The organism is Pelagibacterium sediminicola (genome assembly GCF_003390885.1).
Taxonomy (GTDB): Bacteria; Pseudomonadota; Alphaproteobacteria; order Rhizobiales; family Devosiaceae; genus Pelagibacterium; species Pelagibacterium sediminicola.
Window position 1 is genome coordinate 68,887 of the sequence record NZ_QMEL01000010.1, and the last position, 23,344, is coordinate 92,230.

The window sequence follows — 23,344 nt, forward strand, 5'->3', positions numbered from 1 at the left end:
TGGCTTATTGGTGTGGTTAACACGGTCTCAAGGAGGTCTCTATGATTGAGCCAAGAACCGAGCGGATCACGATGATGATGGAAAAGAGCCTCGTGCAACGCATCGAGGACTATCGCTTCGCAGCCAGAAAAGGCTCTCGCGCCAGCGCCATGCGGTCGCTGATCCAACTGGCGTTGGGGGAAGCAGAAACGGCACCAGGGGACGAGATTGGCGTCCTGGCCCCTGGTGCCGTCGCAGAAACCGCCGCTCGCGAAAGCGGCAATCCTGTCAACAATGGCAATGGAGCTGCCACCGATGACTGAGATCATTAATATCACGGGTACGGGCCCCGTTACAATGAGCAGCCGCGAAATCGCGGAGCTGCTCGAATCCCGCCATGACAATGTGAAACGCACCATTGAGCGCCTTGCTGATCGGGGCGTGATTGTTCGCCCTCCATTGGAGGATGAACAAATTACCGATGCAATGGGCCGCCCGCGCGTCGAGCAGGTCTATCGGATCGGCAAGCGTGACAGCTACGTGATCGTGGCCCAGCTCTCGCCCGAGTTTACGGCCCGGCTGGTGGATCGCTGGCAGGAATTGGAGAACGCGGCCCGCTTTGCCGCGCTGCCCGACTTCAATGATCCGATAGCCGCTGCCAGGGCATGGATCGAAGCCAAGGAACTGGAGCGCGGCGCGCTCAAGGCGCTCGAAGTTGCCGCCCCAAAAGTGGAGGCATACGACTATTTCATTGGCGCGAAGCAGGAGAGTTTCAATCTCCAGCGAGCAATGAAGGTGATCGGCGTTGGCCCTAATCTCGCAATCAAAGCGTTGCGAGAGGCTTCGGTTCTCTACGGAACCCCCGCCACGCCGCGACAATATTATCGGGACATGGGGTATTTCGTGATGCTTCCGGTTGAGGACCGGAATGAGCCCGGAAAGATGCGGCCCCAGACGTTCGTCACGCCCAAAGGGCTCGACTGGCTTCGCAAGAAACTACCCGAACTCATGAACTTGGAGAATGCGTGATGGCAAAGCTACGCATGATCCACGTGGATGCCAAGGGTATCGCGCCCGATGGAGAGACCTTCACGAATGTGGCGGCACCGGAAATGGTTGCGGCGGGCTACATGCTCAACGAGCCGGTTCTTCTACGCTTTCCCGATGGTCTGATCGTTCGCTCAACTCAGGTCCGGATCACCCCTGCGGGGATGGATTATCTGCAGAGGCGGATGACGGCTGACGCTCTTGAGCAATCGCGACATGGAGGTATGTCATGAACGAGAAAGAAAAGCTCAAGTCACTGTCTGACCTCGAAGGCGACGTGAGCGACCTGCTCATGATCGCCTCCATCCTGAATGAGTTGGTCGAAACGGACACCAGTCGTGTGTTCAGGGAAACCCAAAACGGGGAAAGCTACGCACAGGTCTATATCGGGCGCGCGGAAGCGGAGCGGTTGAACTGGATGGCTGGCGAGTGCATGGACCGAGCCAGACAACTTCACGGAAAATATATAGCTGCAATCGAAGCCTAATGGCTTGAACCAAAACTGAACCACGGAGCACTGACTTCAAAATGGGTATGAGAGCATCCGAATGAGCGGCTGGATTCGGTCCGTCAGACAGTGCTCTGTGGTTCACTTGCTCCAAAGTATGAGAACATATATGGTTCAAAACGTGAAATTTTGGCTCCGTTACTTTCAGTAACCATCCGGAAACAGCCACTTTGGCGACGGAGCCCAGTTTTCACACGGCAGGGGTCACTGGTTCAATCCCAGTTACTCCCACCATTATCCCTTGAAAACCGGGCATGCCGGCCCCCTAAAAAGGATTTTGAATATGTCCGAGCCCGTTCGCTGTATGTGGATGCGAGGGGGGACCTCCAAGGGTGGATATTTCCTCGCCGGGGATTTGCCCGCCGATCAAGACGAGCGCGATGCCCTCCTCCTGGGCGTCATGGGCTCACCCGATCCGCGCCAGATCGACGGGATGGGCGGGGCCAACCCGCTGACCTCCAAGGTCGCGGTGGTGAAAAGATCCGGACGGCCCGATGCCGATGTTGATTACCTGTTCCTGCAGGTCTTCGTCGACAAGCCCACCGTGACCGATGCGCAGAATTGCGGCAATATCCTTGCAGGCGTTGGCCCGTTCGCCATCGAGCGCGGGCTTGTGAACGCTACCGATGGCGAGACCAGCGTTCGCATCCATATGGAAAACACCGGCCAGATCGCCATTGCGCGGGTCCAGACCCCCGGCGGCACGGTGCGTTATGACGGGGAAGCGCGTATTGACGGGGTGCCGGGCACCGCCGCTCCCGTGCCCATCACCTTTGCCGATACCGCCGGTTCCTCCTGCGGCGCGCTGCTGCCCACCGGCAATCCGGTCGATACGATCGAGGGCGTTGCCTGCACGCTGATCGATAACGGGATGCCTTGCGTCGTGCTGGCCGCGTCCGCTCTGGGCATCACCGGTGAGGAAACCCCGCAGGCGCTCGAAGCCAATGCCGAGTTGCGCGACAAGCTCGAGGCGATCCGGCTTAGAGCCGGGCCGATGATGAACCTTGGCGATGTGGCCGATAAGTCGGTGCCCAAGATGACCATGGTATCGCGCCCGCGCGCTGGCGGGGCGCTTTCGACCCGCACCTTAATCCCCCATCGCTGCCACGACGCCATCGGGGTTCTGGGCGCGGTGAGCGTTGCCACGGCCTGCCTTCTGCCCCAGGGCCCGGCAGCCGGCCTTGCAAGCATCCCCGAGGGCGATGAAAAGCTCATTTCGGTCGAGCACCCGACCGGCGAGATGAGCGTCATCGTCACCATGGCGGGTAATGATGTCGAAACCGCCGCCGTGCTCAGAACCGCACGAAAGCTTTTCGACGGGCAGGTTTTTCCCTGAATGACGGTCTGGCGGTAGCCGCAAGGGCGGGCAGCTTTTTCTCAAAAAACGGCGAACCGCCGCAAAGCATGCTTTCATTCCTTCGGCCCCATGCAATAAGATGGCTGGCGGATCAAGCGGAGGGCACAGTTGGTCGCAGAGTTTGTCGAGCCGCTCGGCGCGCCTATCGTTGCCGCGGTGGTCACTGTCCTGTTCGTGGCTTTTTCGCGCGAGTGGCGTTCGCCCGAGGTCAGCGCGGCGGTTGCCGTTTCGGTTCTACTGCTTCTCGGCATCCTGTCCGTGGACGATATTCTGGGCGTCATGTCCAACTCGGCGCCCGCCACCATTGCCGGTATGTTCATCATCTCGGCGGCGCTCGTACGGACCGGGGCGCTGGAGGCGTTCGCACGGGTGGTCACGCTAAGGGCCAAGGCTCATCCGCACTGGACGATGCTGACCTTTCTCTTCGCCATCGCCGCCATGTCCGCCATCATGAACAATACCCCGCTGGTGATGCTGATGATCCCCGTGGCGGTGGCGGTCGCCCGCGAGATGGAGACGGCGGCGTCCAAGCTCCTTATCCCGGTTTCGTTTGCCGCGATCCTGGGAGGCACCTGTACCCTCATCGGCACCTCGACCAATATTATCGTCGATAGCGTTGCCCAGCAGAGCGGTCTCGAGCCGTTCCACATATTCGAGATCGCGCCCCTGGGTATGATCGCCGCCGCCGTGGGCATCGTTATCATGGTGCTGATGCGGGGGCTCCTGCCGGACCGCTCGTCGGCCTCGTCGCTGCTGCGCGGCGATGAGAAGCGCCAGTTCGTGCTCGAGGCGGTCATCGAGGACAACTCGCCCCATGTGGGCAAGCGGGCGAGCGATGTGGGGGCGTTCAACCGGCCCGACCGGCAGCTCATCGACGTGCTTCGCGCCACGTTCTCGCTCCGGCGCCATCTGGCCGATGTGGTGCTTCAGCCCGGTGACATCGTCGTCATCCGCACCTCGGTGGCCGAACTGCTTTCGATGAAGGAAGAGGGCGATCTCACGGTGCCCGAGATCGAGCACATGCAATCACTGGGCGCGCGCGATTCCGCGCTGGTCGAAATCCTCATCGGGCCCGGCGCGGGTATTCTGGGCAAGACCTTGCGGCATTTGCGGCTGCGCCGCCGCTATGGCGTCTATCCGGTCGCGTTGCACAGGCGTGGATCAAATATCGCCGACCGGTTTGAAACCACACCGCTCGAGATGGGCGATACCCTGCTCATCGAAGGCAGTCCCGACGATCTGCAGCGCATGGTCGAGGATTATGACCTCGTCAACGTCTCCGAGCCCGCTGAACGGGGCTTTCGCCGCGCCAAGGCCCCGCTTGCCATCGGCGTCATGCTGGCGGTGGTGATCGGGGCGGGGTTCGGCATCATGCCCATCGCCGGGCTGGCGGTCATCGGTGCTGCCCTTGTGCTGGCCACAAGGTGCGTCGAGATCGACGAGGCGGTTCAGGCGGTGGACTGGCGCATTCTGGGGCTCATCGTTGCGATGCTGGCGGTTGGCGTTGCCATGGATCGGGTCGGGCTGATGCAGATAATCGTCGATTCCATTACCCCGCTCATCGCCAACACCTCGCCGATCTTTGCGCTGGGCGTGGTCTATCTTCTGGCCTCCGCGCTCAACGAGGTCGTGACCAACAACGCGGTGGGGGTCATCTTCACGCCCATCGCCATCGGCCTTGCGATCAATCTGGGGATAGACCCGCGCCCCTTCGTGGTCGCCGTCATGTTCGCCGCCAGCGCGAGCTTTCTGACCCCCATCGGGTATCAGACCAATACGCTCGTCTACGGCGCGGGCGGCTACAAGTTCTTTGATTTTTTAAGGATCGGGATCGTCATGAATCTCGTGACCTTTGCGCTTACGATCTTCCTCATCCCCCTGTTCTGGCCGCTGTGAAGTGGAACGGTCACGGCCCGGGATGCGTTATCGCAACGAGGACGCACCGGGACCGATCGCAAAGCATGTTTTCTGCCGACATTCTGGGCTCCAACCCCACAACCCTGCCGGTTCTGGCCATCACGGCCCGGCTGGCGGTCGCAGCCCTGCTCGGCGCGATCATTGGTTTTGAACGGGAGTTGCGGAACCGGCCGGCAGGTCTGCGCACGCATATGCTCACCTCGCTGGCCGCTGCCGCCTTCACGGTCCTGACCTTTGAAATCTATCATGAGATGGTCGACCTCAACGCAGCCATCGCCCGGCTCGATCCCTTGCGCGTGATCGAGGCGGTGACGGCGGGGGTCGCCTTTCTCGCCGCTGGCGCCATCATCCGTTCGGGGGGCAGTATCAAGGGCCTGACGACCGGGGCGGGCATGTGGATGGCCGGAGCGATCGGGGTGGCGTGCGGATCGGGGTTTTACGTGGTTGCCGGTGTTGCCACGGTGTTCGTTGTGGCGGTCACGTTCGTACTGGGTCATGTCGAGCGTCGGGTGCTCCACACCAATGGCGAACCGCCAGAGGGAACGCCCGAGCGCTGAACCCGTTTGCCCCGATATGACGGCAAAGGAGTTCGACCCATGCCCGCACGATCCAAGGCCCAGCAGAAAGCCGCCGGCGCGGCGCTTTCGGCCAAGCGCGGGGACACGCCCAAATCCAAGCTCAAGGGTGCGTCCCGGGAAATGGTGGATTCGATGAGCGAAAAGGAACTCGAGGACATGGCCTCGACCAAGCGCAAGAACCTGCCCAACAAGAAAAAGGATTGATCCCGGGGCTGTCACTCAAGGGGGGAAATGGTGCCCGGGGACGGAATTGAACCGCCGACACGCGGATTTTCAATCCGCTGCTCTACCAACTGAGCTACCCGGGCATCGGGCTGGGCGGGGTGCCGCCTCATGCTGGTCGGGCGGGTTATAGGGTGTAGGGCGGGGCCTGTCCAGCACTCCGATGACGATTTCCCGGCCCTTTATCGCTTTTCACCAGCCGGGGTGCATGCGGTCAGTTTTCGTCTTCGCCATCGCCGTCCGAAACGTCGGTTTCCGCTGCTTGGGCGCTCTCCTTGCCGGCAATGACGTAGGAGCCCTTGAGCCAGCGGCCAAGGTCGATGTCGGCGCAGCGGGCCGAGCAGAAGGGGTGGTATTTCTGCGCCGAGGGCTTGTCGCATATCGGGCAGGGTTTCGGGGGTCTGAGCCGTGTGACCGAAGCACTCATCAGGCACCTGCGGTGGTGAGGGGATTGAGCCAGTTGAACTGCACCGGGTAGCCCTCGCCCGCCAACAGGGCGGACGTCTCGTAAAGCGGCAGGCCCACCACGGCGCTATAGGAGCCGCTGAGCTTGACGACGAACGCGCCGGCAATGCCCTGGATGGCATAGCCTCCCGCCTTGCCGTTCCATTCGCCCGAAGCCAGGTAAGCTTCGATTTCCTTGTTGGAGAGCCTTTTGAAGCGGATGCGGGTATCGACTAGCCGTTCGCGCGCATGGCCCGAGGACGAGATGACGCAAAGCCCGGTGAAAACGCGATGGGCGCGGCCCGAAAGCAGGCGCAGGCAGCTTGCCGCCTCGTCCATGGTTTCGGCTTTGGGCAGGACGCGCCGCCCCACGGCCACCACCGTGTCTGCCGCAATGATCACGGCATCGTCCGCAAGCCCGGCCTGCCGCGCCTTCCTGTGCACCTCGACGGCCTTTGCGTGGGCGAGGCGCTGGGCGAGCTTGCGGGGCAATTCCCCGCGCTCGGGCGTTTCGTCCACATGGGCCGGAATCAGATGCTCGGGCTCGATGCCGATCTGGTTGAGCAGCGCAAGGCGCCGCGGGGACGCCGAGGCCAGGATCAGTTCGGGGCGTCTGGACAAGCGTTAGCTCCCCTGGGCTTGGGCAATCACTTGAAGCGGTAGGTGATACGGCCTTTGGTGAGATCGTAAGGGGTCATCTCGACCAGCACTTTGTCGCCCGCGAGCACGCGGATGCGGTTCTTGCGCATGCGGCCGGCCGTGTGCGCGATGATCTCGTGATCGTTCTCGAGCTTTACGCGAAACGTCGCGTTCGGCAGCAATTCCGAAACCACGCCCGGAAATTCGAGCACTTCTTCTTTTGCCATTCTGTCTCCTGACAATACCCCGCAGCAACGGGCGGGGCCCCCGTGATGTGGCGCGCAAACTAAACGCAAACGCCGGTAAATGAAAGTCCCGTGCCCTACCTTGCCGCAACGCGTTCGAGCATGGCGCCGAGCCGGTCGTGAAGTCTCGCATCGAGTTCGGTCCGAAGGCGCCTGTAGGCTTCGAGCGTCGTCTCGCGCGTCCCCTCGGTTTCCGAGGGGTCCGGCGTCGGCCAATGCTCGATAACGGGCGCTTGCAGTCCGCGCGCCTCGACCGCCTCGCGCGCCTCTTGGGCAAGGGTCACGATGACATCGAAATGGGATGCCATCAACTCATCCATGGTATGGGGCGTATGGACCGACATGTCGACCCCCACCTCGTCCATGACCTTGTGGACGAAGTGATCGACCTTGCCCGATCTCACCCCTGCCGAGCGCGCCACCAGCTGGCCGGGAAAATTCTTGCGCGCCAGCGCGGCGGCAATGGGCGAGCGCACCGAATTCATCGAACAGACGAACAGCACGGTGGGTAACTGGCTTTCGTCTTCCGGCACGCGCGAGGCATAGGGCTGGACCGCGCAAATGAGGGTGAACAGCCGGCGGGCGGTTTCAAGGTCCATCACCAGCTTGTTGTCGAGCCGCTCGATCAGGAGCTGGGCGGCCTGGTTGTGCAGCCCCCGCCGCCCCATGTCCACCGCCTCGATCTGATGGGTCGAGGCGGACCGGATCGCCTCGTAATAGCTTTCGCGGATGCGGAAATAGTCGCGGATGAGGCTCCGGAACGGGGTCAGCGAAAGGTAATGCGCGGCGATGGGGTTGAAGGTTTCGGGATCGCGCACGTCGAGCACGATATGGTTGTGGACGATCGAAAGGTGCAGCGCGTAAGGCCCTTTGGCCGTCACCCGCGCGGGGTAGAAGCGGTTGGAATCGATGAGGTCGTAAATGGCTACGCGCCACTCGTGGACCTCGTCGGGGTCGACCGAGATGATGGTGTTGGGGTCGAGCGTTACCGTGACGATCCTGTCGGTCTTGGGATCGAAAGGCCGTTTGCTCATGGGTGGTTGAGCCTTATCGAGACGGACCGGCCATGGGCCTCGAGGCTTTCGGTTTCGGCCAGTGTCACCGTTGCGTCGGCCAGTTCGGCAAGCGATGCTGGCGAGCATTGCAGGATCGAGGTGCGCTTGACGAAATCGAGCACGCCCAGCCCCGAGGCGAACCGGGCCGAATGCGCCGTCGGCAGTACGTGGTTGGACCCGCCAAGATAATCGCCGATGGCTTCGGGGGTGTGATGGCCGACGAAGATGGCGCCCGCATTGCGGATCTTTTCAAGCACCTCTTGGGGCGCGTCCAGCGCCAGTTCGACGTGCTCGGAGGCAAACCGGTTGGCGATGTCGACGGCTTCATCGAGCGAGGCAACGACGATGACCGCGCCAAATTCTTCCCAGCCGGCGCGTGCGTTTTCCGGGGCGCGCAATATGGCGAGCTGGCGCTCCACCTCGCGCGTTGCCGCGTCGGCCAGATCCTGACTGGTCGTCACCAGCACAGATTGCGCGCCCGCGCCGTGTTCGGCCTGCGCCAGAAGATCGGCGGCCACCCATGCGGGGTTGGCGGTCTCGTCGGCGATGATCAGCACCTCGGAGGGACCGGCAATCATGTCGATGCCGACCGTGCCGAACACCTGCCGCTTGGCGGTCGCGACATAGGCGTTACCGGGGCCGACGATCTTGTAAACCGGTTCTATCGTTTCGGTACCATAGGCGAGCGCGGCCACGGCCTGTGCGCCGCCGACGCGATAGATCTCCGTAACGCCTGCGATTTTCGCGGCTGCAAGAATCGCAGGGTTGACCTCGCCGCGCGGCGTGGGCACGACCATGGCCAGCCGCTCGACGCCCGCGACCCTTGCGGGCACCGCGTTCATCAGCACCGAGGAGGGATAGGAGGCGAGCCCGCCGGGCACGTAAAGGCCCACCGCCTCGATGGCCGTCCAGCGCGCGCCGAGCGTTACGCCGATCTCATCGGTATAGCTGGTGTCGGCGGGGCGTTGTTTTTCGTGGTGCGCCGTGATGCGGCGATGCGCTAACTCCAGCGCGGCGCGCACCTTTTCGGGGATTGCGGCGTAGGCATCCTCGATCTCGTCTTGCGAAAACCGCAGCGTTTCCGGGGTGAGCGTCAGGTGGTCGAATTTTTCGGTCAACTCGATAAGCGCCGCATCGCCCCTTGCGCGCACATCGGCGATGATTCCGGCAACCGTGTCGCCGACTTCCACCGATGTTTCGCGCTTGGACCCCAAGAGGTCTTCAAAGGCGCGCGCAAAACCGGGATCGGCGGAATTGAGGAAAACGGGCATGGATGTGGAATCGGGCTCTCAGTCCAAATCGTGGCGGGGCTGCGCTTTCGCCGCCCAGACGCCACCGAGATCGCGCAGCCGGGCTTCGAGGCATTCAACCTCCAGCCGCACCGTGCCACCACCGGCAAAGGTGAGCAAGACCTCTCCGCCCGGTTCCGTACCCGAAATGAACCGCACGGCAAGCAGTTCGAGCACGCCGTCCTTGGCGTTGAGGTCAAAGCCTTCCGCCTGGGCGGTTTCGACGAAGTCGAAATGCAGCCCCGCGCGCCGGCGTTCGCCCCGCCCGCGCGTACCGCCCGCCTCCCAGGCATAGCGGTTGATCAGCATGACGAAGCGCCGGTCGGCCTTGGCAAAGCCCATATCGCCCACCCGCACCACTGCATCCTGCACGTGGGCTGAAACGATATCGAGATCTTCGCTGTCCAGTGCCAGCAGCTTGAGGTCGGTCATGGCCGCTTTCGCGATGTCTTGAGCTTTCATGGCACACATCTGGGCATTTGCGCGCCAAAGTGCAAGCCTGAAATTGGGCGGAGCGAGCGTCGATCCGGAGGGACGGGATGGAGGACCGTCTATCCCGCGATCCGTTCGATCTGCGCGCCGCAGCGGCTGAGCTTGTCTTCGAGCCGCTCGAAACCACGGTCGAGATGGTAGATGCGGTTGACCACCGTTTCGCCGCGCGCCGCCAGCCCCGCGATCACCAGCGAGACCGATGCGCGAAGATCGGTTGCCATGACCTGTGCGCCCTTGAGCTCCGGCACGCCTGTTACCCGCGCGGTCTGTCCGTCGACGCTGATGCGCGCGCCGAAACGGGCCAGTTCCGCCACGTGCATGAAGCGGTTCTCGAAAATGGTCTCGCGAATACTCGAAACTCCCGTCGAGCGCGCCATCAGCGCCATGAACTGGGCCTGAAGATCGGTGGGGAAACCGGGAAAGGGTTCGGTCTCGATATCGACCGGGTCGATGCCGCTCCCGTTGCGCACGATGCGCACGCCATCCGTCTCGGTCCGCACCTCGACCCCGGTCCGCGCCAGCACATCGAGCGCTGCCTGCAACAGTTCGGGCCGCGCGCCGCGCAGGAGCACGTCGCCGCCGGTCATTGCGGCCGCAAAGGCATAGGTGCCGGTCTCGATGCGGTCGGGCAGCACCTCGTGGATGGCGCCGCCAAGCGTTTCAACGCCTTCGATCACCAGCCTGTCCGTGCCGATGCCGGAGATTTTCGCACCCATGGCAACGAGGCATTCGGCGAGATTGCCCACCTCGGGCTCGCGCGCGGCGTTCTCGATGATGGTGGTGCCCTGGGCGAGCGTTGCCGCCATCATCACCACATGGGTCGCACCCACCGAAACCTTGGGAAAGGTGACCGTCGCGCCCTTCAAGCGTCCGCCCGGCGCGCGCGCCACGACATAGCCCTCGTCGATATCGATTTCCGCGCCGAGCGCGCGCAGGCCCTCGAGATAAAAGTCCACGGGCCTCGTGCCGATGGCACAGCCGCCGGGCAGCGAGACGCGGGCCGTGCCCTCGCGCGCCAGAAGCGGCCCGATGACCCAGAAGCTCGCGCGCATGGTGGAGACCAGCTCGTAAGGCGCGGTGGTATCGACGATGTCGGACGCGGTGAACGTGATCCGCTGCCCGCCCATATCGGCATCGCCCCGGCGGCGGCCATGGACGGCGATGTCGACGCCGTGGTTTTCCAGAATCCGTTCGAGCTGCTTGACGTCGGCAAGGCGCGGCACGTTGACCAGAACCAGCGGCTCCTGGGTGAGCAGCGATGCGATCATCAGGGGCAACGCGGCGTTCTTGGCCCCCGAAATGGGGATTTCACCGTTGAGTTCGTGGCCACCGACGAGGCGGATACGGTCCATGAGCTACTCCTTGGGGCCGGGGATCGGCGTGGATCGGGAATTGATCGAAAGCGGGTCCAGACTGGTAACGCAGCGGGGGAAATGCCGCAAGGCGCCGCCTATCGCGGTTCAGTCCTCGTCATCGGCCTCGGGCCGGGGACGGGTCTTTTGGGGGTGATCGGGTTCACGCGCATCCTCCATCGCGGCGGCGGGGGCATCCTTGCGGGCCCGCGCCTGCATCTTGCGGCGCTTGAGGTTTTCACGAAGCTTTGCGGCCAATCTTTGATCGCGGTCGGATTTTGCCATTTTTACGAAGTTGCGTGAGGCTTGGGAGGATTGTCCAATGCCAGCTTTTTGCCCTTGCGTCCACAGATGGCCTGTGGCAGTAACGGCCCGCATTCGCCCCATCTGGTGCGATTTCGCCTTTCGCTGCTGTAGCTCAGTGGTAGAGCACTCCCTTGGTAAGGGAGAGGCCGACAGTTCAATCCTGTCCAGCAGCACCATTCCTCCCTATTGATTTTACATAACAATTTGTGTTTTCAGGGTTTTTAGGTCCGCTTGTGGTACACACAGGTGGCGCACATGGTCAAAGCTATGCCCGCACCATACAAACACAAGCGCACCGGCGTCTATCAGTATAGGCAGCGAACTCCGCGCGATATCCTAGAGGATGCTAGGGGCAAAAAGGTTTCCGTCACGGTTGATGGTACTGTGCGTCAATTGACGATAGGAGGTGAGCTTAAGGTCTCGTTGTCCACCAAGGACCCCCGAGAAGCCAAGGAACGTGCCCGGGAGGTTCAGGACCAATATGACCTTATTTGGGATAGCTTTCGCTCCAATGAAATAACCTTGACGCATAGGCAGGCGGTGGCCTTGGCCGGGGAAGTTTATCGTGATTGGTCTGTTCTTGAAGATAACCCCGGGTCCCCGGAGCTTTGGTCGCATATTCGCGCCTTGAATGCTGATGCCTTGATTGGCAGGCCACATCTCCATCTGTTGACGATTCGCCCTGTGGTGGTGGACCCGTTGGAGGACCGCTTCGGCCCGTTTGTTGACGTTGTTTTGGAGCGGCATCATCTACGGGTGACCCCGGAAAGCCGTATGGCGCTTCTTAATCAGGTGGCCATTGCGGTCCAAGAGGTCTCGGGCTTGTTAGAACGCCGTGCCAAGGGGGACTATCGCCCAGACACGAATGCTGACCGGTTCCCCTCATTTGAGCCGCCAAAGTCCTCTGTGGAATTCCGCCCCTCGACCGCCATCACCTTCCACCAAATCATCGATGCTGAGGCAGAACACCGTCGCTTAGGCTTGGGGGCAAAATACCAGCCACTCGCCACCCGTACCCAAAGACAGTACAAAACTTACACCACAGAGTTTGCTGTGTTTCGTGGTGATGATGGCGACAGGGCAGACACGGTGACCCATGCTGAACTGAAGGCATGGAAGGTGTCTCTACTCACTGACCCGGAGCGGCCAAACGGGCCCCGGACCGTCAATGATAAAGTGGGCTCCATCAAAACGATGCTGGGGTGGGGCGTTGAACGATTCCCTGAGAGTAGTGGGCTAAAACGTGCTCTTGCCGCAGTTGGCCCGTTAGAACTTCCCGGGTTTACCCGAAAGCCATCTGATATCAGTGCAATTCGGCTCGATGAAGCGGCACATGTATTGCGAGCAGCCCGCCGGGAAACTGACTCAAGGACCCGCTGGCTCCCTTGGTTGTGCGCTTACACGGGTGCCCGCATCAATGAGCTTACTCCCTTGGAGCGGAAAGATTTCTTTGAAACAGAGGGATATTGGTTCTTCAAGATACGCACCACCGATACGCGTAGTGTGAAGAATGCGAACGCAATTCGGTATGTGCCTGTGCATTCCGCGCTTCAAGCTGAGGGATTCCGGGCGTTTGTCGAAGGTTCCCCCCGGGGGCGTCTCTTTGGTCCTAACGCGGATTCCTATGTAGGGCGGTGGTTTCGCCATGAGAACGGTGCAGGGATCACACGGGAGGGTGTCTCCCCTAATCACGGATGGCGACATCTATTTGAGGACCTTTGCCGCCGTTACCGCGTATCAGACAGTGCCGCGCGGTATATCACAGGGCGCTCGGGCGGCGGGTCCAGCGAGGAATACGGTAAAACCTTCGCCATGCTCCCCGGGTTAGCTCAGGAAATCGAAAGGATTGAACCGTTCATCATCGACTAGCCAGTCCTAGAGTCTATCGGTATAGGCCCCGGCAAAAAATGTGGGATCGAATCCACACCCACTTTCATCATCCCTCCCATCTAACCAGCATCCTTTCCGCACCCGCCATATCCTCCCGGAGCCTCTGGACTGTCGGGCGGGTTAACCCGGTGGCCTTGGCAATTGCCGATGCCCCGGCTCCCTGAGCCAGCATGTCCCGCATGGTTCCCAACTGCTCCCGCGTGAAGCTAGGCTTTCTCCCCCGGTACTTCTGCGGCTCCTTGGCCCTAGTATCCGCTATTCCGGCCCTCTGAGCCTCTTTAGTGGCTTCCGCCTGTGCCTGTGCGGTTGCGGCCATAAAGCCTATCAGTGCGTCTCTAACTGCCATTTGCACGGGGTCTGTGGTGGCACCATCGAACGTCATGTTGTTGATGACGGTGCGAACAATAATCCCTTGGCGCATGAACTCCCTGATGGTGTCGGTTACGTCCTGATAGTTCCGGCCCAGCCGATCCACCCAGCGGACCACAAGAACATCTCCGTGCCGGAGTTTATCAAAGAGGCGCTTACCCTCGGGGCGCTCGGCCAGCTTGGTGCTGACACCGGATACCCCGTGGTCTGCGATGACTTCATCTATGGCAAACCCGGCGGCTTCCGCTTGGGTCCTTTGGTGGTCGAGATTTTGGTCTGCGGTGGACACACGGGCATAAAGGATAGTGCGGGACATGGTGGGGTTCCGTTCATAAGGGTTGTGCCCATATGAATTCATGCCCACAACGCAATGTCAACCCTTATGGGCACCTTTCCAGCTATCACCGGTAATGCCCATAAAGGTATACCCTGTGGGCAGGCACTCCGTTCCCTTCTCACCTTGATCACCACGGTAGTGGAGTCTCCACGCTAGCGAAGATTTATTAGTATTTACAATGGCTTAGATCGTGTGCAATGATCGCGGCATAGGAATGAACGGGTCCCATCTGACGGGTATCGGGGGGATTCCGATCACCAGCCCTATAACGAATATCGTCACACAGGTTTTCTCAAAAATTCCCAAAGGGTCCCCCTAGGGACTCCTCTCACCGGAAACGAGAAAGCCGCTCTATAAGAGGAGAAAGCAGCAATGTATGAGACCGCCCCCGCCATCCCTTATCGGATCGATTTCTATGGCCCTAATGGGTCAATCGTTCGCATTGCCACCGTTCGCGCTACGGATGATCTGGACGCTTGCGATCGGGGGTGGGATAGCTTACCCGAAGGTGCGGACGATTTCCAAGTGACCGCCTTGGATGATGGTGCCCCATAGAAAGCCCTGTGACTCCAAGAAATGTAGTTTCCTATGATCTCGCCAGTACAAGCAAGGGTAAGCTGGAAACACCTGCTGGCGGGACTTGACGATTTAGTCAAACCGGGAAATATCTTCGGGATGCTCAGGAAGGGGAAAGCATGACGAAGGTATACTTGGCATCCAACCAGATTGAAATACCATACCAAACAATGAAAGAGCTATCACAGGCGGGCAAACTACGGCTGGGTATGAGCGAAGACATTGCGCTCAAACTTCAGATGGCGGGAATAAAGCCGAAAGGGACCACGTCTGCTGCCTTTAGTTTTTACAAGTGGCTTGCCATCATCGCCTTTTTTGCTGGTATGTATTTCGCGTTCACAAGTGGGTGGTGGTGGGGAATTGTCGGTTTCCTTGTGATGGTGATGATTTGGAATGGAAATAAAGCGGGGCACAGGGATAATTTGTTGGACGCTGGCCAGAATGATCCGCAATTTTATGAACGGGTCAGGTTGAAGGGCGGATGGATGTACCAGATCGATGCTGATGCTGCTGAGGCACTTCGCAGCATCTGATTAAGACTGAAGTGAGAGCGGCCCAGAGTGTCCAAAATGGACATTCTATAGTGGACACTCCGGGGTCTCTCTTTAGGTCAATACTCGGCGTCTATCGGGTCTTCCTCAAAGTCATCCACCGGGTTCCCCAAATCCAGAATGCCCCGGTATAGGGCCGGTGAAATCTCTTGCAGTGCCATCGTGACTGCCTCGGCTTTCATATGAGGTTTATGCCCGAGGATCGGCCCGATGGCCTGCTTGATCTCATTGGTTAATTTTCTCATTTCACCTTCATAATCGTAATCACTCTCGGTCTCCCCACGGGCCATCTGCTGAATTTCATACCAAGACAGTCCCAGTAGTTCCTCCCGTGTGTGCCCTAAGTCGATGACCTTGCTGACCGCCTTTTTCATCTTTCCGACATTGGATTTGCCCACTCCGCCCATTGCCGCAATCTCCCGGAGAGACTTGCCAGGGAACTGGCAGACATAGAACACGGCAAGGCTGTTGCGTTCCTCCAGTGTCATCGGCAGTTTTCCCCGGGTGTTGACCCTACCGACATGCTCAAGGGCTTCATCCAAGGTTCCCGTAATGACCCTGACAGGCACGTTCCCGGTGAACCTCAGGCTCTCATAGGCGAGAACCCGGTGGTGTCCGTCGAGCATATACCAGCCATCACCGCCCCACCATATGTCGAGCGGTTCCATGGTGCCGGGGGAATCCTGAATGGCCCGCTTGAGGTCCCGAATATGTTCCTCCCGGCCCCGGCGATTGCCAAAGGTGTCCCGACGCTGAAACACGGTTTCACACACCATGATCTCTCGAAGCGGCATCCCCTTGGCAGGCACTGCCGGTTGCCCGGGGTTTTCCTCTAGCGCCTTTCGGATATGGGCGAGACCATCGGCCACGCTGTCAAACTTCAATCGAACGGTCTTCATCAGCATGGCCCGCCGTCATCCATGAAAGCTTCTGGACACAACCGGCGCATATCCTCTAGGTCACCACTATAGACCCCGGCGGCAGCATCATTCGCGATCATGTCTGCCATTTCATTCAAAGGATTGCCCGAGTGCCCTCGGGTCCACTCCCAGTGAACCTCAAGGTCTTGCCTGAGGGTATCGAGAAGTTCCCAAAGGTCCTTGTTCATCACAGGCTTCCGGTCACTCTTGCGCCATCCCTTGGCTTTCCAGCCCGGGAGATATTCCAAGGCACCCTTGGCAACGTACTGGCTATCCGTGACAATGGTGACGGCGGTATAGGAAAGGTCCTTGGCAACCCTCAGGGCTTCAATGGCAGCCTGTAGTTCCATCCGGTTATTCGTGGTGGTGTTGTCCTTGGCGCATCCGGCTATAGCAGAGCGTCTAACAACGGCATCACCTACACATTCTTGGATGATGACGGCCCATCCCCCGGGTCCGGGGTTTCCAAGGCAAGCGCCATCGGTGGCCAGCACAAGGTGCAGACCTTCGTTTTCGTTATCGATCATGTTTGATGATTATTTCTCCGGGGGTTACTCAGGGGTACTCCCGGCATGTTTTCAAAGTGGTCTATGTGTGAGTGCGGTGGTGGCCGCTTAGGGGGCACAGACGGATGTTGGTCTTTCATCCCCTTCTATGGGGACACAATCTAAACTTGGGGTTTTAAATAGGCCACATAGGTGGTACACACGCAATGTTAGCGGATGGAAAAAACCCTTTAAAATCAATGGTAACTTGGTGAAATTCGACAGTTCAATCCTGTCCAGCAGCACCATTTTCCCCCGCTTGCCGACGAAAACAAAAAGCGCATCCCGGAGGATGCGCCTTATTTGGTGCTGTCGAAGCTTGTTAACAGCCAGACCGCGTTTTCTGAACTGCTAGGCAGTAAAATAAACGTAACGCAATCTTCTCCTGAAATCAACAAGTAAGCGCTGGTTGCAAAATTCTTCAAATTCCGTGAGTATTTCATCTCGGGAGAATTTGACTCGATGTTCATGAGCAGGCTGGGGGAGCTATGCTGGATAGAACGCATTTTTCCTTCGATATGGGCACAAATTCCATCGGCTGGGCCGTTTTCGGACTCGATGCGGATGGAAATCCCAACCGCATCATCGATTCCGGGGTCCGCATCTTTTCCGATGGGCGCGAGCCCAAATCGGGCACCTCGCTCGCCGAGGGGAGGCGGGTGGCGCGGGGGATGGCGCGGCGGCGGGATCGGTATAAACGGCGGCGCAAGGCGGTGCTGCGGGTTCTGGCCGAATATGGGCTGATGCCCGATACGCCCGAAGCGCGGCGCAGGCTGGTGGCCGAGACCAATGACCGCAAAAGCGGCGTTCCGCAGGACGTTTACGCGCTGCGCGCGCGGGCGCTTGATGAAAAGCTGCCGCTTTTTCACGTTGGCCGGGCTCTTTTTCACCTCAACCAGCGCAGAGGCTTCAAATCCAACAGGAAAACCGACAGCCGCGACAATGAATCCGGCAAGATCGCCACCGGCATTGCGGAACTCGACAAACAACTCGCGGGCCGCACCCTCGGGCAGTATCTTTTCGAGAAACGCGGCACTGACCGGCAAGATCACGGCCGGGTGCGCGTGCGTCCTGAACCGCGCGTCAATGAAAAGGGCAAGGAAGTCGAGGTTTACGGCTTTTACCCCCAGCGGGCGATGCTCGAAAAGGAGTTCAACGCCATCTGGGCTGCGCAGGCGCTGCATTATCCGGACGTTCTGACCGAGGAGCGGCGAGAGCATCTGTTCCGCGTCATGTTTTACCAGCGCCCCCTAAAGCCCGCCCTCGTCGGCAAATGCAGCTTCAACCCTGCCGAACCCCGCATCGCCAAGGCCCATCCCCTGTTCCAGACCTTCCGGCTTTATAAGGAGGTCAACGAGCTCAGGATCGTGACGCAGACCAATTCCCAAGGCATTCCGCTGACCCTCGAGCAGCGCGATCTGCTGGTCACACTTTTGCGCACGGTAAAGGAAAGCAGCTACAAGGCCCTGCTGGGCAAGATCGTCAAGGGCCAGCCCGATGCCCGTTTCAACAAGGCGAGCGATGCGCGCGACAAGATGAAGGGCGACGAGGTGGCCGCCGAAATGAGCCACAAGACGCGCTTTGGCCAGCAATGGTTCGCGTTGGACGAGACCGGGCAATGGGCCGTGATCGAAAAGCTGCGCGAGACAGACGACCCCCTCGAACTCAACGCCTGGCTGGAGGCCGAATTCGGGTTCGAGCCCGAACGGCGCGATGCGGTGGCCAGCGCAAGATTGCCGGAGGGCTATGGACGGCTGGGCGAGACGGCGCTGCGTTCGATGCTCGATGAACTCAAGGCCGACGTGATTTCGGAGGCCGAGGCGGCAAAGCGCGCGGGGTATGATCACGCTCTGGCCCGGCTGGGCAAGGGTCTGGAATGCCTGCCCAATTATCAGGAAGTGCTCGAACGTCGCATTCCCCCCGGCACCGGCGAGCCTGACGATCCCTATGACATCCGCATGGGGCGCATCACCAACCCCACCGTCCATATCGCGCTCAACCAGCTTCGGCGGGTGGTCAATGCGCTGATCCGCAAATATGGCAAGCCCGGGCAGATCGCCATCGAACTCGCGAGGGACCTCAAGCTCTCCGAGGAGCAGAAGCGCGAGGTGAACGCCAGGATCGCAAAAAATACGCGGGACGCCCAGCGGCGGGCAGAAAAGCTTCTGGAAACCGGGGTTGAAAACAACGGTTACAACCGCGCGCTTTTGCGCTTCTGGGAAGAATTGGGCGAGCAGCCGGTCAACCGCGTGTGCGTTTATTGCGGTGGCGCCATCGGCATCGAAACGCTGTTTTCCGGGGTCGTCGATATCGACCACATCCTGCCGTGGTCGAGGACACTCGACGACAGCCGCGCCAACCGCATTCTGGTGCACAACACCTGCAATCGCCTGAAGCGCAATTTTGCGCCTTTCGACGTGCCGGAATGGAAGGCCACTTACCCCGAAATTCTCGAGCGCGCTGCAAAGCTCCACCACAGCAAGCGCTGGCGTTTCGCGCCCGATGCATGGGAGCGGTTTGACGGCGAAGAAAGCTTTCTTGCCCGGCAATTGACCGACACGCAATATCTGGCCCGGCTGGCGCACGAATATCTGGCGTCGCTCTATTCCGACGAGGAATCGGACGAATGGGGGGTCTTTTCCCGCCGCAACCACGTCCGCGTCGTGCCCGGGCGGCTGACCGAGATGCTGCGCCGCGCGTGGGGCCTCAATTCGGTGCTGGCCGACCACAACCAGAAGAACCGCAACGATCATCGTCATCACGCGATCGACGCCATCGTCGTAGGCGTCACGACCCGCGCCATGCTGCAAAGGATTTCTCACGAGGCGGCGCGCGGTGCCGATGTCGGCTCCGAGGACGCGCTGCGGCGCTTCGATCCGCCGTGGGAGGATTTTCGCGAGGACGTGCAGGCGGCGGTCGGCCGGATCACCGTCAGCCACCGCCCCGACCACGGCACGCTGCCAAGCAAGGACAAACCCGGCAGTACGGCGGGCCAGTTGCATAACGACACGGCCTATGGGCTGACGGGTGAAGACCGTAACGGCGTGCCCATCGTCGTGCGGCGAAAGCCTTTCCTTTCGCTTGAACCACGGGATCTTCCCTCGATCCGGGACGATCAGTTGCGCGACTATCTGGAGCACGAAACCTATGGCCTGACCGGCAAGGATTTCACCGAGGCATTGCAGCGGATCAAGGACCGGGACCCCAAATACAAGGGCATTCGTCGGGTGCGCGTGACCGAAGTGCTCAATGTCATCCCCATCACCGACAGTTCGGGCAAGCCCTATAAGGCCTATAAGGGCGACGCCAATTTCCGCTATGATGTGTGGGAACTGCCCAACGGGCGATGGGTTCATGAGGTGGTGTCCATGTATGAGGCGCACCGTTCGGACTGGACCTCAAAGATTCATGCGGAAAATCCCGCGGCGCGGCGCGTCCTCAGCCTCAAGCAGAACGATCTTGTCGCCTATGAGCATCCCGAAACGGGCCTGACATATGGCCGGGTCGTCAAATTCGGCCAGAGCGGGCAGATGACCTTTGCCGCCCACAACGAGGCCGGGCCGCTCAAGGCGCGCGATGCGGACAGGGACGATCCGTTCAAATATTTCTACAAATCGGCGGGCGCGATGAAGGATATCGGCTTGCGTCAGATCCGCGTCGACGAGATCGGGCAGGTTTTCGATCCGGGCCCGCAGGACAGAGCAAGCCGAAAGGCAAGGGCGCAGGGGCCGTTAAGGTAAACAAACGATAAATCTGTGGACGGCCCGCCCATCGGCTATTCTCGCGCCCATGGACAGGATCGTCGACATTGCAAGCGAGGACGTGTTCCTCCACGTGCACCGGGGCTTTTTGCTGGTCGAGCGCCAGGGCGAGGAAGCCGGGCGGATAGCGCTCGATGATATCGGCGGGGTCATCGCGCATGCACCGGGCCTGCGCTGGTCCAACACCGTTTTCACCCGGCTGGCCGAACGCGGGGTGCCGGTTGTCATCTGCGGCACCAATCACGCGCCGTCTGTGCTGTTGTGGCCGCTCGAAGGACACCATCTGCAAGGCGCGCGCATGCGTGCCCAATTGGCCGCGCCGCGGCCTTTGCAAAAGCAGCTCTGGCGGCAGATCGTTTCTGCCAAGATCATGATGCAGGGCGCCGTGATCGAGCGGCACGGCAAGCCGGCTGGTGCGTTCGAGATGCTCGCGCGAAAAGTGCGCTCGGGCGATCCTGACAATGTGGAAGCGCAGGCGGCGCGCCGGTACTGGAAACTGCTGTTTGGAGAAGCGTTCACCCGTGACCGCGCGGCGGGCGGGGTAAACGGGCTGCTCAATTACGGGTACACGGTTTTGCGCGCCATCGTCTCGCGCGCCATTTGCGCCTCGGGCCTGCATCCTACCCTTGGCGTCTTTCACGCCAACCGCGCCAATGCCTTTGCGCTGGCCGACGACCTGATGGAGCCCTACCGGCCGCTGGTCGATGATTTCGTCCATGAACTGGCTAGCGAGGGGATCGAGGCGGTGACGCCGGAGGCCAAGCGGCGCCTCGCCACGTTGGGCACGCTCGATCTCGTGCACGAAGCACAGACGACCCCGCTGGGACTCCATGCACAGCGCCTCGCCCATAGTCTTGCAACCAGTTTCGAGCTCGGCAAGCCGCGATTGAGCCTGCCCTTCACGCTGGCAACGGCATCTGCCGAATCACGGGATTTCGAGGACGCATGAGCCGCAAAGCCAATGCGCCGGAAACGCGCGATACGCATTTAAGCGGATACAGACTGATGTGGATGCTCGTTACGTTCGATCTGCCTGTCGAAACAAAAAAGCAGCGCGCTGCGGCAACCCGATTCCGCAACGATCTGCTTGATCTTGGCTTTGAAATGAGTCAACTTTCCAATTACTTGCGGTTCTGCAAGGGGCGGGAGCAATTCGATGCCTATGTGCGCAAGATCGAACGAAAACTTCCCGAGCTGGGCGATGTCTTCATCTTCCAGTTCACCGACCGCCAATACGAGAACATCGTCCGCTTCTCATCCCAGGGCCGCCGCGCGAATCAGAAAACCCCCGACCAGATCGCCCTTTTCTGATTTTTCGATGCATTTCATAGCGCCCCACGCCGCCGATTTCTCCAATAATATCAGAGAGATCAGCGGCGATCGAGCCTAGCAGTTCAGAAAACGCGGTCCAACGGCAACCCCCCGCTCGTCGGAGGTGAAGCCGAGAACAGCCTAGCAGTTCAGAAAACGCGGTCCAACGGCAACAGCTGTTAGGCAATGTGAAGGTGTTGGATGAGCCTAGCAGTTCAGAAAACGCGGTCCAACGGCAACCCACCGGCGAGGTGAAGGGCCTTGGCGGCGAGCCTAGCAGTTCAGAAAACGCGGTCCAACGGCAACGTTGGGAGGGCGCTGGCCAGCGTATGGTTCAGCCTAGCAGTTCAGAAAACGCGGTCCAACGGCAACTGCACCGAAACATCCCAATCGACGTTGTTAAGCCTAGCAGTTCAGAAAACGCGGTCCAACGGCAACTTGGCGGCTATGAATTCACTGTGTTCCGCGAGCCTAGCAGTTCAGAAAACGCGGTCCAACGGCAACTCCAATGGCTGACGCCATGCGGCCAATGCCAGCCTAGCAGTTCAGAAAACGCGGTCCAACGGCAACCATCGGACGACCAATCGCTACCGCCCGTTGAGCCTAGCAGTTCAGAAAACGCGGTCCAACGGCAACCGAATAAACAGTTCAGTTTGTTCCGCCCGAAGCCTAGCAGTTCAGAAAACGCGGTCCAACGGCAACATGACATACTCACCGCAGTTTTTACGCCACAGCCTAGCAGTTCAGAAAACGCGGTCCAACGGCAACTGTAGGACAGTTCGGTCTCCTCGCGCCGCTCAGCCTAGCAGTTCAGAAAACGCGGTCCAACGGCAACCGATAACGTCACGTCTCGCAACGTGGCAAGAGCCTAGCAGTTCAGAAAACGCGGTCCAACGGCAACACCACCAATAGGCGTAAGCGTCACGTCTGGAGCCTAGCAGTTCAGAAAACGCGGTCCAACGGCAACTCATTCCCGCGTGTAGAGGTCATCGGATATAGCCTAGCAGTTCAGAAAACGCGGTCCAACGGCAACTTCTAGTCCTCCTACCGTAGCAGTAAGTGTAGCCTAGCAGTTCAGAAAACGCGGTCCAACGGCAACTGTCGATGGACGGCAGGCCGCTGGAGGAAGAGCCTAGCAGTTCAGAAAACGCGGTCCAACGGCAACACATGCCATCGATGAGGGGCTGAGGCATGGTAGCCTAGCAGTTCAGAAAACGCGGTCCAACGGCAACCGGCTGCAACCACGTTTGCAGCCCGAGTATAGCCTAGCAGTTCAGAAAACGCGGTCCAACGGCAACGATGTCCGCGCCTATTTCGATCACGATCGAGCCTAGCAGTTCAGAAAACGCGGTCCAACGGCAACAGATCGTCGCCGTCAATATCGCCCGCATCGAGCCTAGCAGTTCAGAAAACGCGGTCCAACGGCAACGGCACAAGTCGGTCAGCGATCTGATAGCGCAGCCTAGCAGTTCAGAAAACGCGGTCCAACGGCAACTCAGTCTCGGCGGCTATGAAATGAGCAGTGAGCCTAGTCACCTGGAACTGTAATTCGTATCATTGGTCCAAGCGATTTGGAGAATGATATGGCGGGCCGGGTAGCGGATGAAATTGTTTTAAGCGTCGAAGAGCGGGACTTTCTGGAAGCCCAGGTTCG

24 protein-coding genes, 2 tRNA genes and 1 CRISPR repeat array are annotated in these 23,344 nt (G+C 60.1%); of the genes, 14 read left to right on the top strand and 12 right to left on the bottom strand.

What is annotated here, in order from left to right:
• Positions 1-41 precede the first annotated feature (41 nt).
• The 8 genes from DQG18_RS14080 to DQG18_RS14115 all read left to right on the top strand — a co-directional run bounded on the left by DQG18_RS14080 (position 42) and on the right by DQG18_RS14115 (position 5,590).
• The gene (locus DQG18_RS14080) at positions 42-302 is read left to right on the top strand and encodes a hypothetical protein (protein WP_116654887.1); all 261 of its coding nucleotides are present in this window, start codon (positions 42-44) and stop codon (positions 300-302) included.
• Positions 295-1,008, top strand: coding sequence for a phage antirepressor KilAC domain-containing protein (locus DQG18_RS16220; protein WP_245958469.1), 714 nt, complete (start codon positions 295-297; stop codon positions 1,006-1,008). Before DQG18_RS14080 ends, DQG18_RS16220 begins: the two co-directional genes overlap by 8 nt.
• Entirely contained in the window at positions 1,008-1,259 is a 252-nt protein-coding gene (locus DQG18_RS14090) for a hypothetical protein (protein ID WP_116654888.1), read from the top strand. Before DQG18_RS16220 ends, DQG18_RS14090 begins: the two co-directional genes overlap by 1 nt.
• Positions 1,256-1,513: a hypothetical protein gene (locus DQG18_RS14095; protein ID WP_116654889.1), complete on the top strand. Its 258-nt coding sequence runs from the start codon at positions 1,256-1,258 to the stop codon at positions 1,511-1,513. The genes DQG18_RS14090 and DQG18_RS14095 overlap by 4 nt, the downstream gene beginning before the upstream one ends.
• A gap of 304 nt (positions 1,514-1,817) precedes the next feature.
• Positions 1,818-2,870: a 4-oxalomesaconate tautomerase gene (locus DQG18_RS14100; RefSeq protein ID WP_116654890.1), complete on the top strand. Its 1,053-nt coding sequence runs from the start codon at positions 1,818-1,820 to the stop codon at positions 2,868-2,870.
• 129 nt (positions 2,871-2,999) lie between these two features.
• Positions 3,000-4,787 (top strand): SLC13 family permease, encoded by a 1,788-nt coding sequence (locus tag DQG18_RS14105; RefSeq protein WP_116654891.1) that lies wholly within the window; start codon positions 3,000-3,002, stop codon positions 4,785-4,787.
• Between the two features lie 65 nt (positions 4,788-4,852).
• A complete protein-coding gene (locus DQG18_RS14110) occupies positions 4,853-5,365 on the top strand; it encodes an MgtC/SapB family protein (RefSeq protein WP_116654892.1) in 513 nt (170 codons plus the stop codon).
• A 39-nt stretch (positions 5,366-5,404) separates the two neighbouring features.
• Entirely contained in the window at positions 5,405-5,590 is a 186-nt protein-coding gene (locus DQG18_RS14115; RefSeq protein WP_116654893.1) for a DUF3008 family protein, read from the top strand.
• A gap of 28 nt (positions 5,591-5,618) precedes the next feature.
• On the opposite strand, the gene DQG18_RS14120 is transcribed toward DQG18_RS14115, so the two are convergent.
• The 9 genes from DQG18_RS14120 to DQG18_RS16365 all read right to left on the bottom strand — a co-directional run bounded on the left by DQG18_RS14120 (position 5,619) and on the right by DQG18_RS16365 (position 11,382).
• Positions 5,619-5,694 (bottom strand) — tRNA-Phe (locus tag DQG18_RS14120).
• Positions 5,695-5,822: 128 nt separating this feature from the next.
• The gene (yacG, locus tag DQG18_RS14125) at positions 5,823-6,035 is read right to left on the bottom strand and encodes a DNA gyrase inhibitor YacG (RefSeq protein ID WP_116654894.1); all 213 of its coding nucleotides are present in this window, start codon (positions 6,033-6,035) and stop codon (positions 5,823-5,825) included.
• Positions 6,035-6,673 carry a Maf-like protein gene (locus DQG18_RS14130; protein ID WP_116654895.1) on the bottom strand — a complete coding sequence of 213 codons (639 nt, stop codon included), beginning with the start codon at positions 6,671-6,673 and terminating at the stop codon, positions 6,035-6,037. The genes yacG and DQG18_RS14130 overlap by 1 nt, the downstream gene beginning before the upstream one ends.
• A gap of 26 nt (positions 6,674-6,699) precedes the next feature.
• Positions 6,700-6,918 (bottom strand): translation initiation factor IF-1, encoded by a 219-nt coding sequence (gene infA / locus DQG18_RS14135; protein WP_116654896.1) that lies wholly within the window; start codon positions 6,916-6,918, stop codon positions 6,700-6,702.
• A gap of 95 nt (positions 6,919-7,013) precedes the next feature.
• Positions 7,014-7,970, bottom strand: coding sequence for a UPF0262 family protein (locus DQG18_RS16690; RefSeq protein WP_116654897.1), 957 nt, complete (start codon positions 7,968-7,970; stop codon positions 7,014-7,016).
• Positions 7,967-9,262, bottom strand: coding sequence for a histidinol dehydrogenase (gene hisD / locus DQG18_RS14145; RefSeq protein ID WP_116654898.1), 1,296 nt, complete (start codon positions 9,260-9,262; stop codon positions 7,967-7,969). Before hisD ends, DQG18_RS16690 begins: the two co-directional genes overlap by 4 nt.
• An 18-nt stretch (positions 9,263-9,280) precedes the next feature.
• On the bottom strand, positions 9,281-9,742 hold the full coding sequence (locus tag DQG18_RS14150; protein ID WP_342771506.1) for a DUF2948 family protein: 462 nt from the start codon (positions 9,740-9,742) through the stop codon (positions 9,281-9,283).
• Between the two features lie 89 nt (positions 9,743-9,831).
• A complete protein-coding gene (gene murA / locus DQG18_RS14155) occupies positions 9,832-11,124 on the bottom strand; it encodes a UDP-N-acetylglucosamine 1-carboxyvinyltransferase (protein ID WP_116654900.1) in 1,293 nt (430 codons plus the stop codon).
• A 108-nt stretch (positions 11,125-11,232) separates the two neighbouring features.
• Entirely contained in the window at positions 11,233-11,382 is a 150-nt protein-coding gene (locus tag DQG18_RS16365) for a hypothetical protein (protein ID WP_198669781.1), read from the bottom strand.
• A 149-nt stretch (positions 11,383-11,531) separates the two neighbouring features.
• Between DQG18_RS16365 and DQG18_RS14160 the strand changes: the two genes are divergently transcribed.
• A tRNA-Thr gene (locus tag DQG18_RS14160) sits at positions 11,532-11,606 on the top strand.
• Between the two features lie 79 nt (positions 11,607-11,685).
• Positions 11,686-13,299 (top strand): DUF6538 domain-containing protein, encoded by a 1,614-nt coding sequence (locus tag DQG18_RS14165; protein ID WP_116654901.1) that lies wholly within the window; start codon positions 11,686-11,688, stop codon positions 13,297-13,299.
• A 67-nt stretch (positions 13,300-13,366) separates the two neighbouring features.
• Here the strand turns inward: DQG18_RS14165 and DQG18_RS14170 are convergent, their stop codons facing one another.
• Positions 13,367-14,005 (bottom strand): recombinase family protein, encoded by a 639-nt coding sequence (locus DQG18_RS14170; protein ID WP_116654902.1) that lies wholly within the window; start codon positions 14,003-14,005, stop codon positions 13,367-13,369.
• Positions 14,006-14,721: 716 nt separating this feature from the next.
• Here DQG18_RS14170 and DQG18_RS14175 point away from each other — a divergent pair.
• Positions 14,722-15,135, top strand: coding sequence for a hypothetical protein (locus DQG18_RS14175; protein ID WP_116654903.1), 414 nt, complete (start codon positions 14,722-14,724; stop codon positions 15,133-15,135).
• Positions 15,136-15,212: 77 nt separating this feature from the next.
• On the opposite strand, the gene DQG18_RS14180 is transcribed toward DQG18_RS14175, so the two are convergent.
• Together DQG18_RS14180 and DQG18_RS14185 are read right to left on the bottom strand one after the other, a co-directional pair.
• Positions 15,213-16,058, bottom strand: a complete 846-nt coding sequence (locus tag DQG18_RS14180; protein ID WP_116654904.1) for a ParB N-terminal domain-containing protein — start codon at positions 16,056-16,058, stop codon at positions 15,213-15,215.
• Positions 16,052-16,600, bottom strand: coding sequence for a ribonuclease H family protein (locus DQG18_RS14185; RefSeq protein ID WP_116654905.1), 549 nt, complete (start codon positions 16,598-16,600; stop codon positions 16,052-16,054). Before DQG18_RS14185 ends, DQG18_RS14180 begins: the two co-directional genes overlap by 7 nt.
• A gap of 506 nt (positions 16,601-17,106) precedes the next feature.
• On the opposite strand from DQG18_RS14185, the gene cas9 reads away from it, so the two are divergent.
• Genes cas9 through cas2 form a run of 3 tightly spaced genes read left to right on the top strand, consistent with a single transcriptional unit; the run spans position 17,107 to position 21,690 of the window.
• The gene (gene cas9 / locus DQG18_RS14190; protein ID WP_245958470.1) at positions 17,107-20,358 is read left to right on the top strand and encodes a type II CRISPR RNA-guided endonuclease Cas9; all 3,252 of its coding nucleotides are present in this window, start codon (positions 17,107-17,109) and stop codon (positions 20,356-20,358) included.
• A gap of 49 nt (positions 20,359-20,407) precedes the next feature.
• Positions 20,408-21,328 (top strand): type II CRISPR-associated endonuclease Cas1, encoded by a 921-nt coding sequence (gene cas1, locus DQG18_RS14195; RefSeq protein WP_116654906.1) that lies wholly within the window; start codon positions 20,408-20,410, stop codon positions 21,326-21,328.
• Complete coding sequence (gene cas2, locus DQG18_RS14200; RefSeq protein ID WP_245958471.1) at positions 21,325-21,690, top strand: CRISPR-associated endonuclease Cas2; 366 nt, start codon at positions 21,325-21,327, stop codon at positions 21,688-21,690. The genes cas1 and cas2 overlap by 4 nt, the downstream gene beginning before the upstream one ends.
• A 72-nt stretch (positions 21,691-21,762) precedes the next feature.
• Positions 21,763-23,185: direct repeats of the CRISPR family, unit length 36 nt; unit sequence AGCCTAGCAGTTCAGAAAACGCGGTCCAACGGCAAC.
• The last annotated feature ends 159 nt before the right edge of the window (positions 23,186-23,344 follow it).